Annotated in this window: 8 protein-coding genes; 3 read left to right on the forward strand and 5 right to left on the reverse strand. The window is 57.7% G+C overall.

The annotated features are described in order from the left end of the window. Positions 1–91: 91 nt before the first annotated feature. The gene (locus NMK_RS12605) at positions 92–2,575 is read right to left on the reverse strand and encodes a glycogen/starch/alpha-glucan phosphorylase (RefSeq protein ID WP_109016118.1); all 2,484 of its coding nucleotides are present in this window, start codon (positions 2,573–2,575) and stop codon (positions 92–94) included. Positions 2,576–2,784: 209 nt separating this feature from the next. On the opposite strand from NMK_RS12605, the gene glnE reads away from it, so the two are divergent. Beyond that, positions 2,785–5,502 carry a bifunctional [glutamate--ammonia ligase]-adenylyl-L-tyrosine phosphorylase/[glutamate--ammonia-ligase] adenylyltransferase gene (gene glnE / locus NMK_RS12610; protein ID WP_109016119.1) on the forward strand — a complete coding sequence of 906 codons (2,718 nt, stop codon included), beginning with the start codon at positions 2,785–2,787 and terminating at the stop codon, positions 5,500–5,502. Here the strand turns inward: glnE and NMK_RS12615 are convergent. After that, complete coding sequence (locus NMK_RS12615) at positions 5,480–7,363, reverse strand: sigma-54-dependent Fis family transcriptional regulator (RefSeq protein ID WP_109016120.1); 1,884 nt, start codon at positions 7,361–7,363, stop codon at positions 5,480–5,482. The genes glnE and NMK_RS12615 overlap by 23 nt on opposite strands. A gap of 278 nt (positions 7,364–7,641) precedes the next feature. Here NMK_RS12615 and exaC point away from each other — a divergent pair, with 278 nt between their 5' ends. Together exaC and NMK_RS12625 are read left to right on the forward strand one after the other, a co-directional pair. Beyond that, complete coding sequence (exaC, locus tag NMK_RS12620; RefSeq protein WP_109016121.1) at positions 7,642–9,162, forward strand: acetaldehyde dehydrogenase ExaC; 1,521 nt, start codon at positions 7,642–7,644, stop codon at positions 9,160–9,162. 275 nt (positions 9,163–9,437) lie between these two features. After that, positions 9,438–10,781 carry a retropepsin-like aspartic protease family protein gene (locus NMK_RS12625; protein WP_181376277.1) on the forward strand — a complete coding sequence of 448 codons (1,344 nt, stop codon included), beginning with the start codon at positions 9,438–9,440 and terminating at the stop codon, positions 10,779–10,781. A 4-nt stretch (positions 10,782–10,785) separates the two neighbouring features. Here NMK_RS12625 and NMK_RS12630 read toward each other — a convergent pair whose 3' ends face one another. The 3 genes from NMK_RS12630 to NMK_RS12640 all read right to left on the reverse strand — a co-directional run bounded on the left by NMK_RS12630 (position 10,786) and on the right by NMK_RS12640 (position 12,555). Further along, positions 10,786–11,160, reverse strand: coding sequence for a YidH family protein (locus tag NMK_RS12630; protein ID WP_109016123.1), 375 nt, complete (start codon positions 11,158–11,160; stop codon positions 10,786–10,788). Between the two features lie 4 nt (positions 11,161–11,164). After that, entirely contained in the window at positions 11,165–11,539 is a 375-nt protein-coding gene (locus NMK_RS12635; RefSeq protein WP_109016124.1) for a VOC family protein, read from the reverse strand. Between the two features lie 125 nt (positions 11,540–11,664). Then, the gene (locus NMK_RS12640) at positions 11,665–12,555 is read right to left on the reverse strand and encodes a phosphoribulokinase (RefSeq protein ID WP_109016125.1); all 891 of its coding nucleotides are present in this window, start codon (positions 12,553–12,555) and stop codon (positions 11,665–11,667) included. Between the last annotated feature and the right edge of the window lie 137 nt (positions 12,556–12,692).

Here is a 12,692-nt window from a genome sequence, read left to right on the forward strand (position 1 = left end):
GCTGGGCTCGAACACGCGCGTTTCGGTCAGGACGGATTTCATGGAACTCATCTAACTCAACTCCTCGGTATTTATAAGTTTAATAAACGTCTCAAGCCCCGTTGTCACAACTTACCGGCTTCACATGCCAGATTTTTTCTGCGTATTCTTTAATCGTTCGATCGCTGGAAAACTTGCCCATCCCGGCGACATTCAAAATCGCACGTCGCGCCCACTGCTGCGGGTCGCCGTAGAGCGCATCGACGCGCTCCTGGCACTTCACGTAATCCGCGTAATCCGCCAGCAGTAAATAGCGATCGCCCTGTTGCAGCAGGGCGTCGATGATCGGCTGATAGCGCTGCGGTTCGCCGGGTGAGAAAAACCCTGAGGCTATCATATCCAGCACCACTTTGAGTTCATGATTTTGCTCGTAATAGTCATGCGGGCGATAGCCCTGGCGACGCAAGTCGTCGGCCTCTTGTGCAGTGAGGCCGAAAATGAACATATTGTCCTCGCCGACCTCTTCCATGATCTCGATATTGGCGCCGTCCAGCGTGCCTATGGTGAGCGCGCCGTTGAGCGCGAGCTTCATATTGCCGGTACCCGAAGCTTCCGTTCCTGCGGTCGAAATCTGCTCCGATAAATCTGCTGCAGGGATGATGCGTTCGGCGTTGGAAACATCGTAATTGGGCAGGAATACGACCTTGAGCTTGCCGTCGATCAGCGGGTCGTTGTTGATGATGTCGCCGACGTCGTTGATCAGGCGGATGATGCATTTGGCCAAGGCATAGCCGGGGGCTGCCTTGCCGGCAAAAATCACGGTGCGCGGCGTCAAGTCAGGGTAGGTGCCGCAGCGGATGCGGTTGTAGCGGGTGATGACGTGCAGCACGTTGAGCAACTGCCGCTTGTATTCGTGGATGCGCTTGATATGAATATCGAACAGCGAATCCGGGTCGACCGCGAGACCCAGCCGCTTGTCGATCAACTGGGCCAGCTTGCGCTTGTTTTCGTGTTTGATGGCAATGAACTTGCGGGTGAATGTTTCATCATCGGCAAACTTGCGCAACTCGGTGAGTTTATCCAGTTGCGTCACCCAACTCTTGCCAATGTGCTCGGTAATCAACTCGGCCAGCCCCGGATTGGCCTGGTTAAGCCATCGACGAGGCGTAATGCCGTTGGTCATGTTGATGATTTTGTCCGAATTAAACCGGTGAAAATCCGCGAAGATGGTGCTCTTCATCAACTCCGTATGCAGCTTGGCCACGCCGTTGACGGTATGGCTGCCGACGATGGCAAGGTGCGACATGCGGATGCGTCGGCCGTGTTCCTCGTCGATGATGGACATGCGCCGCAGGATGTCCTGATCGCCGGGAAAATGGTGCATCACATCCTGCAAGAATTCGGCGTTGATCTGGTAGATGATCTGCAAATGCCGCGGTAGGATGGACTCGAACAGACTGACTTTCCAGGTTTCCAGCGCTTCCGGCATCAAGGTGTGGTTGGTGTAGGAGAAAATACGCGTGGTCAGGCTCCAGGCGTGCTCCCAGGTTTGGCGATGCATATCGACTAACAGCCGCATCATTTCGGCGACGGAAATGGCGGGGTGGGTATCGTTGAGCTGGATGGCGACTTTCTCGGGTAACTCGTCCCAGCTGGCGTGATGCTTGCGATAGCGGGTGAGAATATCCTGCAAGGATGCGCTTACGAAGAAGAATTGCTGCTTCAGTCGCAATTCGCGGCCCATCTCGGTGGAATCGTCCGGGTAGAGGACCTTGGAGAGATTCTCCGATTCGTTCTTGTCCGCTACGGCCTCGATGTAGTTGCCCTGGTTGAAGTAGCGCAGATCGAAATCCCGCGTCGATTTGGCCGACCACAAGCGGATGTTGTTTACCGTCTTGCCGCCGTAGCCGGGCACCGGCATATCGTAGGCCATCGCCATCAGGTCTTCGGTATCGATCCAGTGATGGTGCACCGACCCGTCCTCGTGCTTGTAATCCACCACGCGACCGTAAAACTTGATGGGGTAGAGCACTTCAGGCCGCGGAAACTCCCAAGGGTTGCCGTAGCGCAGCCAGTTGTCCGGGTGCTCTACCTGCATGCCGCCGTCGATGCTTTGGCGGAACATGCCGTATTCGTAGCGAATGCCGTAGCCGTAGCCGGGTAAATCGAGGGTTGCCATCGAATCGAGAAAACACGCCGCCAGCCGCCCCAGGCCGCCGTTACCCAATGCGGCATCGTATTCCTGCTGCACCACTTTTTCGAAATCCTGGCCGAGTTCGTACAAGGCCTCTTTGCAAGCATCATCCACCTCGAGATTGAGCATCGCATTGCCCAGCGCGCGGCCGACCAGAAATTCGAGCGAGAGGTAATAAACGCGCTTGGGATCGGCGCAGTAATAGCGCTGCATGGTCTCCATCCAGCGCTCGGCAAGGCGGTCGCGGATGGTCAGCGCCAGGCATTCGTACCAGTCGTGCGAGGTAGCGGTGACCGGGTATTTACTGATGGAATAGGTGAGATGGTCGCTCAGGGATTCCTGGATGTCGCCCGCGCCCATGCCGGCACGCTGGAAATGCAAGATCGGGTCTTTCTGGTTCATGATGATTTCCCCCTGCCAGGCTGCGAATCAACCTATTGCTGACATCACGGAGGGCGCTTAAGCGCATGGCTCTTGTTGTGATCGTCCCTGATAGATCTGACGGTTATTCGGACGCTTACATCCGATCACGCTCTTTTAGCATAACGCATAATTTGACGAAAAAGTGTGAAAAAACTAAGGTGATGCCGAGAACAACCTACGAGTCCGTCATGCCTGCACCCCAGTTCCCTAGCCCTGAGCAAGCCCTGAGCCATACCCGTTTTTGCAGCCCTTTCGCAGCTCGTCAGCTCGATGCCGACCCCAGCCTCGAAGCGCCCCTGCTGGAACATCTGCACCAGCCTTGGAGTGCAGACGAAATGAAGGACATGCTGGCCGCAAGCGAGCTGGCGAACGAGGATACACTGAAGCGATCCCTGCGCCGCTTGCGCAAGCACGTCATGCTGCGGCTGATCGCCCGCGACCTGAACGGCCTGGCCGATCTGGCCGAGGTGGTGGAAACCTGCACGGCGCTGGCCGAGGTGACGGTGGATATTGCCGTACAGCGGCTGCATGCGTGGCAAGGCGAGATTTACGGTGTACCTCGCGACGAATTGGGCAACGCCCAGACCATGATCGTGGTCGGCATGGGCAAGCTGGGCGGTCGGGAGTTGAACGTCTCTTCCGATATCGACCTGATTTTCGCCTACGCCGAAGACGGTGCGACCGACGGCGCAAAATCCATCACCAATCACGAGTATTTCACCCGGCTCGGGCGCAAGCTGATCGCGGCCATCGGCGAGATTACGGCAGACGGTTTCGTGTTTCGCGTGGACATGCGGCTACGCCCCTACGGTGATTCCGGCCCACTGGTTGGCAGTTTTGCGTCGCTTGAGGAGTATTACCAAGCCCAGGGGCGCGAATGGGAGCGCTATGCGTGGATCAAGGGACGTGTCATCAGCCCCGAGGCTAGTCATAATGACGCACGCGAATTGGACGCCTTGCTGCGGCCTTTCGTCTATCGCAAGTACCTTGACTACGGTGCCATCGCCTCCATGCGCGACCTCAAGGCGCAAATCGAGCGAGAGGTTGCTCGGCGCGACATGCATCACAATATCAAGCTTGGTCCGGGCGGCATCCGCGAAATCGAATTCATCGCCCAGGTGTTCCAGCTGATCCGCGGCGGCAAGGACCGCGAGCTGCAAATCCGCCCCACGCTACAGGTGCTGGAACTGCTCACCCGCAAAGGCCTACTGCCGGAACAAACCCATACCGAGTTGGCCGAGGCCTATGTGTTCTTGCGGGACCTGGAACATCGCCTGCAATACCTCAACGATGCGCAGACGCAACTGGTGCCCGAAGACGAGGAAAGCCGCGCACGTCTCGCAGCGGGAATGAACTATGCCGATTGGCCGGCGTTGGAAGCCGAACTGAACCGCCATCGCAGCCATGTCGAACGCCATTTCTCGCAGGTTTTCATCATGTCGGGAAACGGCGGTAAGCATGCCTTGGATGCGTTATGGAAAGGTGAAATTAACGAAGAAAACGCATTGGCCCAGCTCGAGGCGCTAGGCTATCGCCAACCCGGACAAATCTTGCAGCAACTGGTGCAATTCCGCGAAGGGGCGCGCTATCGGCAATTGCCCGAGTTGAGCCGTATGCGGCTCGATGCGTTGATGCCACCTGTGATCCAATTCGCCGCGCAGCAGCCCGATCCTGACGTGACGCTGAGCCGCACCCAAACCTTGCTGGAAGCCATCTGCCGCCGCGCCAATTATCTAGCGTTGCTAGCGGAATATCCGCAGGCGCTGGAGCTTGTGAGCAAGCTGTGCGGTGCCAGCCCCTGGCTCGCGGGGTATCTCACCCAGCATCCCATCCTGTTGGATGAATTGCTGGACACGCGCAATCTTTACGCCGAACCCGATTTCGCGGCGCTCGCGGCCGAGTTGGACAAAACGCTGACGGATTGCGGCGAGGACGTCGAGCGCAAGCTGGATGCGCTACGCCACTTCAAGCACGCGCAAACCTTCCGCTTCGCAGCGCAAGATCTGGTCGGACGGCTAACGCTGGAGCGATTGTCGGATTACCTCAGCGCACTGGCCGATCTTATCCTCGATGCCGTCATTCGCCATGCCTGGCCTGGACTCAACCGCCGTCATCGCGATATCCCCAAGTTCGCCATCATCGGTTACGGCAAGCTGGGGGGAAAAGAACTGGGCTATGCCTCCGACCTCGACCTGGTGTTCCTCTACGACGACGAGGCGGATGATGCCGGTGTGATCTATGCCCGCTTCGGTCAACGGATCAACAATTGGCTCAACAGCCTGACCCCAGCCGGGCAGCTATACGAAACCGATTTGCGCTTGCGTCCGGATGGGGCGAGCGGATTGTTGGTCAGTACGGTCGCGGCGTTCGCCCAATACCAACGGGAAAAAGCTTGGGTGTGGGAGCACCAGGCCCTGACGCGTGCCCGCTTCTGTGCCGGCGATGCGGAAATCGGCCGCGCTTTCGAGCAGATTCGTGAAGACATCCTGCGCAGTCCCCGTGATGCGGCGACGCTGAAACAGGAAATCCTCGCCATGCGCCAAAAAATGCTGGACGGGCATCCCAACGAAACCGAGCTATTCGACCTCAAGCACGACCGTGGCGGTATCGTCGATGTGGAATTTACCGTGCAATACCTGGTGCTGGCCCATGCGCAGCAACATGCCGAGTTTCTCGGCAATGTGGGCAATATTGCCTTGCTCAAACGCTCGGGTGAACTGGGGTTGATTCCTGCCGAGCTTGGAATCCAGGTCGGGGATGCCTATCGCGCGTATCGTACTGAGCAGCACGCACAGCGTTTGCAAGGCGTTGAAAAGGCGCGCACTGCGCCGGAGAAATACGCCGAACAGCGGGCAGCTGTCCGACGTTTATGGGAAGCCGTGTTTAATTCAGCCCCATCTGCCTGAGCTTGCGGTACAGGGTAGTGCGGCTGATGCCGAGCTGGCGCGCGGCGGAGGAAACGTTGCCGGCGTGGGCGAGCAGGGTATTGCGGATGGATTCCGCTTCCAGCTTGTCCAGCGAGCCTTCGGCCTCGACCGGCTGCATGCCGAGTTCGTCCAGGAAGCTTTGCGGCAGATGTTCGCGGCACAATTCGTCGCCTTCGTCCTTGAGTGCGAGCGCTGTACGCAGCACGGTGTGCAATTGACGCAGGTTGCCGGGCCACGGATGGGCTTCGAACAAGGTTTCCACTTCTTCCGAGAAAATGACGTGGCCGGCTTCTTCCTTGTCCAGCAGATGCCGTACGAGTGGCTTCAGGTCGCTGCGCTCGCGGAGCGGCGGTAGCGTCACGGCGAGGCCGTTGAGACGGTAGTAGAGGTCGCTGCGGAATCCGCCCTGGTTCACCAGTTCGCCCAGCTTGCGGTTGGTAGCGCTGACGATGGCGATATCCACCGGCTTGGCTTCGCCGCCGCCCAGCGGCGTCACTCGGCGTTCTTGCAAGACACGCAGCAGGCGGGCTTGCAGGTTGAGCGGCATGTCGCCAATTTCGTCCAGGAACAACGTGCCGCCGTCAGCCTGTAGCAATTTGCCGGGGCTGCCCTTGCGGCGAGCCCCGGTAAAGGCGCCTTCTTCGTAGCCGAACAATTCCGATTCGATCAAGCCTTCCGGCAGGGCTGCGCAGTTGATGGCCACGAAGGCCTTGTTGCGGCGGCGGCTGGATTGGTGGATGGCTTGCGCGAACAGCTCCTTGCCCACCCCGGTTTCACCTTCGATGAGGATGGGGATGTCTCGGTCGATCACGCGCTTGACCTGGTCGATGGCGCGCGCCAGGCGCAAATCGCCGTGGTTGAGCCCCTCCAGCGCAGTCACGACATTGCGGCTGGGCAAGTGGGAAATGATGCGATGTTGTTCCAGCGGTGCTTGCATGCGGGCGTAGACGCGAGCACCGTTTTCCATGCGGAGAGGCAACAGCGGGCTCATGCCGCCGTGCAAACGGCTTAGCAGCGCAGAGAAGGGCTGGTCGAACAGCTGGCTGAAACTGATGCGGTCCAGCGGCTGATGTTCCAGCCCAAGCTGGAAGCGGCCGCTGCGGTTCAATGCCCTGAGTTTTCCATCTTCCGAAAAGACGGCGATGCCTTGCCACAAGGTGCCGACGAATTCTTGTCGGGCATGAAAGTACAGCGTAATGCCGTTGCTGTTACTGGCGTTGAACAAGCGGTTCTCGATCATCTGGGCCGACATGCGGACCAGGGCCAGTGAATGCGGCTGGCGAATGCGGTAGTCGTTGGAAACGTCCAGCGCACCGACGAGCTGGCCTTGCGCATCCAGGATAGGCACGGCGGAACAACTCAGCAGATGGTGATTTTCGACGAAGTGTTCGGCGGCATGAACGGCCACCGGCGCTTGTTCCTCCAGCGCCGTGCCGATGGCGTTGGTCCCGCGCCAGCTTTCGTTCCACGATACGCCTTCCTGCAACGACAGCCTTGTTGCCGTATCCAGGAAGCTGTCGTCGCCCATGGCGTGCAGGATCATGCCGTTGGCATCGGTCAGCAGGATGATGCTGCCGGAGCTGGAAATCTGTTCGTGCAAGGTTTCCATCTCGGGCTTGGCGTGAGCCAGCAGCATGCCGTTTTGCTCGCGCAGCGAACGCAGTTCAGAAGCAGAAAGGCGAGCATCGTCCACAAGGTTGGAATCGAGCCCGTAGCTCACACAGCGCTGCCATGAACGCGCAATAGTGTCCGCGACGACGCCTTTGGGCACGTCTCCCCTGGCCAGCAGTTGAGAGCGGGCATTGATGATCAGGAGGTCTTCAGGCGAGCGGGAATTCATGGTAACTCCAGTGTGGATACAACGCCGATGTGTCCAAATAGTGTAACGGCGATGTCTCGGAATGTAACACCTGTTGCATAAGTGCACAACGCTATCCGATTTATTTTTTCCCTACAAATCAGTCAACTAAGAGCAATCTTAGGCTCAATCGCCAGCATTGGCGCGCTGTTTGGAATTATTGGCCTCCTCAAAAAACAAGTTGGCACACCGCTTGCGATACAGGATGTACCGATCCGGAAATTGCCGGCGGCGACAACGAAAATTTTGAGGAGACGAATATGATTTACGCAAACCCCGGCCAACCCGGTGCCAAAGTAACGTTTCAATCCAGGTATGACAATTTTATCGGTGGCAAATGGGTGCCGCCGGTCGCAGGCGAGTATTTCGATGTTATCACCCCGGTGACCGGACAAATCTTTACCCAGGCAGCCCGGAGTCGCGAGGCCGATATCGAATTGGCGTTGGACGCCGCCCATGCCGCACGCGAAGCCTGGGGCAATACCTCTATCGCCCAACGTTCCTTGCTGTTGCTGCGTATCGCCGACCGCATGGAAGAAAACCTGGAAAAGCTCGCGGTCGCCGAAACCTGGGACAACGGCAAGCCTATCCGTGAGACGCTCAATGCTGACGTACCCTTGGCGATCGACCACTTCCGTTATTTCGCCGGCTGCATCCGTGCACAGGAAGGTGGCATTGGCGAGATCGATCACGACACCGTCGCCTATCATTTCCATGAGCCCCTCGGCGTCGTCGGTCAAATCATTCCCTGGAATTTCCCCTTGTTGATGGCTTCGTGGAAGCTGGCTCCTGCCATTGCTGCCGGCAACTGCGTGGTGCTCAAACCCGCCCAGCAAACGCCGATTTCCATCATGATTCTCGCCGAAATCATCGGCGACCTGCTGCCGCCCGGAGTGCTCAATATCGTCAACGGTTTCGGTCAGGACGTGGGCAAGGCGCTTGCGACCAGCCCCCGGATTGCCAAAGTGGCCTTCACGGGCGGCACTTCGACCGGTCGCCTCATCATGCAATACGCCACCCAGAACATCATCCCGGTCACGCTGGAACTGGGCGGAAAATCTCCCAACATCTTCTTTGAAGACGTCGCAGCCAAGGACGATGCGTTTTTTGAAAAAGCCGTTGAAGGCCTGGTCATGTTTGCCTTCAACCAGGGTGAGGTCTGCACCTGTCCGAGCCGTGCACTGGTGCAGGAATCCGTCTACGACAGAGTTATCGAGCGTGCTATCGACCGCATCAACCGCATGAAGCAGGGCAACCCGCTTGATACCGAGACCCAGGTCGGCGCACAGGCTTCCACACAGCAGATGGATACCATCATGTCGTATATCGAAGTCGGCAAGCAGGAGGGCGCACAGTGCCTGGTCGGCGGCGAACGCGCCGAGGTTTCCGGCGAATTCGGCACCGGGTATTACATCAAGCCCACTATTTTCAAGGGCACCAACGACATGCGCATCTTCCAGGAAGAAATCTTCGGGCCGGTGCTGTCGCTGACCACCTTCAAGGACGAAGCCGAAGCGCTACGCATCGCCAACGACGTGGAGTTCGGTTTAGGTTCAGGCGTGTGGACCCGCGATATCAACATCGCCTACCGCATGGGCCGCGGCATTCAGGCCGGCCGCGTATGGACCAACTGCTACCACCATTACCCGGCGCATGCTGCGTTCGGCGGGTACAAGAAATCCGGCATCGGTCGCGAGACCCACAAGATGATGCTGGACCACTACCAGCAGACCAAGTGCATGCTGGTGAGCTACAGCGACAATCCGAGAGGTTTGTTCTAAGAAGTATCGGCTCCCTTACCAGCAGTATTTTGAAGGGAGCATGCAGTTCGTAGTGTGATGTTCGTAGTTTGTAGTCTGGTTAGTTGAAGTCTCATCCCCGCTCGCCGTCTCTGAACCCTCCGTGAAGAGACGGCTTTTTTTTTGCCGTTAAATCCTTCGCCGATCCTGACATGATTGATAGGTGCGTTCTACCGGGATGTAAATTACCATCGCCTTGTTCCATCTGCGGTCTATGCGGCCGGAATCCTTCCATTAGAGGTGGTAAAAAATCAAGAATGAAGCCTGATCGTTATTCGCAAGAGGCCAGTGCCGGTTTAGTGCGGCATCTGGAGCGCCATCAACGTCAAAAGCGGCGGGAGAGGGCGCTCTGGCATGTGTTGATCTGGATTGCACTGGGCGCGGCGATTTATCACATCGACTGGAGTTCGCTTTCGCTCCCGAAATATCACGAGCCATCATTGTTTTCTGGAAAAACCACCAATGCTTCCCCACCCACGCCTCAATGCGATGCTGAGTTTCCGGCTCACGGCCAGGTGCATGGGCTGGAGCCTTCGACCTTGTGGCGTTCAGACGTGATGTATTCCAGTCTGGCGTTGGAGAATCAGCATCGTTTTCCGGTCGTGGTTGTTATCGAGGATGCCGATCATCAGCATCGGTATGAAGCGGTTACAGTTTATGCGGGTCAAAAAACCGAGGTCAGCCTTCCATTGGGAGAATACGGATTGCTGCTCATGTTGGGCAATGCCTGGTGCAGCTTTGATACCGGCTTCACCGATGGCCGGCAAGCCCTGGTTAATCAGCCTATCGAGATTCTTGAAGGCAGAACCCATCGGCTACAAATTGTGGCTGTCGCCGCGGACGATTTCGCTATTCGGCTGGTATCGACGCAATTGGAACCACCACCGCCACCTGTGCAGCCAATGGAAGCAAATGCTGCGGCGATCAACTTTGGAAATAGCGGAAACCTGGAACTGCATCGCCAGGGTAACGGTGGCTTTTTTGTGGCGGGCGCTGTCAACCGGGTGCCCGTTGTATTCCAGATCGATACCGGTGCCAGCGTTACCTCGATCCCAAAGGAAGTGGCTTTGAGTGCCGGTATTTACGGCTGCGATGGGCGCTTGTTCGAGACTGCCAACGGAAAAGTGTTCGGCTGTTTGTCGCCGGCCAGGGAAATCACCTTCGGCAACCAGCGGCTCGAAGGTTTCCAGATTGCCGCTATGCCTAATCTCAAGGGGGCGTTGTTGGGCATGAACGTCTTGCGCAACTACAGGATCGAAAATGTCGGCGACGTCATGCGCATTTCTCCATTAGCGAGTGTTGCTTCTGTACCTCAAGCCCCGGCTCTGCCAGCTTATCAACCCGCGCCTCCGGTCTATTCTCCACCTGTATATACCCCGCAGCCCGTCGCTCAGGAGCGCCCTGCATCACCATCGCTTGACGAAGAAGTTGAACGCAAGGCCAACCTTCAGAAGTTTTGCGATCAACCCTATCAGCAGCAAAAAGACGCGATCAACGCCAGGATGCGTCAGGCTTACAACTCACAGGAAGGTGAAAATTTCAGGGAGGTCTTGCGACAGAACGAGAAGACCCACAGGGAATGCCTGCAAGCCATTAGGTGAAATATTAGACCGGGCCTTGCAGGTACAGATGTAGCGTCAGGACGATGCCCAGCAGGGCGATGACCGAGTTCATGAAAATGCCCAGGCCGACTCGGTAGCTTTTGGGGATTTCGTTCGGCTTGAAACTGGGTAGGAGGCGCTTATATTGCAGCACCGAGGCTGCGGCAGCCAGTGCGCCCAGCAGGATAAAGGCGAGGCCGACCCAGAACGAGAAGTTGCGTTCCAGTCCGGCGCCTTGGCCGAGCCTCAGCATATGAGTGAAAAGGTTGAAGCGTTCGATCATGAAGCCGAACGCCATCAAGGTCAGGCTGGTGCGATTCCAGGCGAGCAGTGTGCGTTCCGCAGCGAAGAAGACGCGTGGATCGTTGAGCTCAGACATGGCGTCAGGCCTGTTCTAGGAACTCCAGCGCATTTTCGTCCGGATCCCGGCAGAACAGGGCGCGGCGGCCGGATTTGCTTAGGGAGTAGTGAATCCCCGCAGCATCCAAACGCTGCATGAGCGCGTCGAGGTCGTCGATGGCCAGTGCGGTGTGACGATCGCGACCACCGTGCTCCGGACGCGTGACGCCGGCATCCGGGTTGGGCAGCAGCATGAGGTGGATCATTTGGTTGGGGCCGACGTCGTACCAGATGCCGTCATAAGGCAGGTTGGGTCGCGTGGGGTTGACCGGCAGGCCGAGCACGTCGCCGTAGAAGGCACGGGATTTTTCCAGGTCGGCCGAGATGACGGTGGCATGCAAGAGACTGAGTATGCGCATAACTCCTCCGTAATGTTGGGATGTTCCCGCCGAGGCGGGCTGAATTGAAACCGGAGCCGTGAGACTACCTGAACCTGCTCCGGAGTTTATGACAACGAAGGCGCCGCAGGCGTGCGGCGCCGGACTTACAGTTTTTTCTTCTCGATCAGGTCGTGCATGATGGGCGTCAGGATGACTTCCATCGCGTGGCTCATCTTGCCGCCGGGCACCACCAGCGTATTGGCGCGCGACATGAACGAGTTGGGGATCATCTTCAGCATGTAGGGGAAGTCCACACCCTTGGGATAGCGGAAACGTACCACCACGAAGCTCTCGTCCGGCGTGGGAATATCCCGCGCTACGAACGGGTTGGAAGTATCGACCGTGGCTACGCGCTGGAAGTTGATGTGGGTGCGCGAAAACTGCGGCACGATGAATTTAATGTAGTCCGGCATGCGGCGCATGATGGTATCTACCGTCGCCTCGGCCGAATAGCCGCGTTCGATCTTGTCGCGGTGGATTTTCTGAATCCACTCCAGGTTGACCACAGGCACCACGCCGATGCCAAGATCGACGTATTTCGCCATGTCGTAGGTGCCGTCCGTGGCCAGGCCGTGCAGGCCTTCATAGAGAAGTAGGTCGGAATCTGCTTCGATGTCTTCCCACGGCGTAAAGGTGCCGGGCTTGAGGTCGGTACGGCTGAAATGCTGGTTTTGCTCGGCGGCTTCTGCATCGCTGTGGATGTAATAGCGGCGTTTGCAAGTGCCGGTTTCGCCGTACTTGCGGAAGGTTTCCTCGATTTTGTCGAAGTGGTTGGCTTCCGGGCCGAAATGGCTGAACGTGTTATTACCGGCCTTGGCAGCTTCGTCGGCCGCAACACGGAAGGCGGCTCGGTCCAGACTGTGCAGGCTGTCCCCCTCGATCAAGGCCGCCTTAAGGTTCTCGCGGCGGAAAATATTTTCAAAAGCGCGTTTAACAGTCGTCGTGCCGGCACCGGAAGAACCGGTGACTGCAATGACGGGATGCTTGCTGGACATAACGAGGCCTGTGAGCAATTAATGGTTTTATATGCCCATATTCTAACAGAAGCCTATCGACATTCGTTTGATGCAGGTCAAGGAGCGGCAGAGGGCTCGAAACTCAGGCCGATGCGAGCCCAGGTTCACAGCCGCGG

Source organism: Novimethylophilus kurashikiensis (assembly GCF_003112435.1).
Lineage (GTDB): Bacteria > Pseudomonadota > Gammaproteobacteria > Burkholderiales > Methylophilaceae > Novimethylophilus > Novimethylophilus kurashikiensis.

Excerpts from the sequence above, each read along its gene's own strand:
- NMK_RS12605 (WP_109016118.1), bottom strand. The coding sequence starts at position 2,575 with ATGAACCAGAAAGACCCGATCTTGCATTTCCAGCGTGCCGGCATGGGC.
- glnE (WP_109016119.1), top strand. The coding sequence starts at position 2,785 with ATGCCTGCACCCCAGTTCCCTAGCCCTGAGCAAGCCCTGAGCCATACC.
- NMK_RS12615 (WP_109016120.1), bottom strand. The coding sequence starts at position 7,363 with ATGAATTCCCGCTCGCCTGAAGACCTCCTGATCATCAATGCCCGCTCT.
- exaC (WP_109016121.1), top strand. The coding sequence starts at position 7,642 with ATGATTTACGCAAACCCCGGCCAACCCGGTGCCAAAGTAACGTTTCAA.
- NMK_RS12625 (WP_181376277.1), top strand. The coding sequence starts at position 9,438 with ATGAAGCCTGATCGTTATTCGCAAGAGGCCAGTGCCGGTTTAGTGCGG.
- NMK_RS12630 (WP_109016123.1), bottom strand. The coding sequence starts at position 11,160 with ATGTCTGAGCTCAACGATCCACGCGTCTTCTTCGCTGCGGAACGCACA.
- NMK_RS12635 (WP_109016124.1), bottom strand. The coding sequence starts at position 11,539 with ATGCGCATACTCAGTCTCTTGCATGCCACCGTCATCTCGGCCGACCTG.
- NMK_RS12640 (WP_109016125.1), bottom strand. The coding sequence starts at position 12,555 with ATGTCCAGCAAGCATCCCGTCATTGCAGTCACCGGTTCTTCCGGTGCC.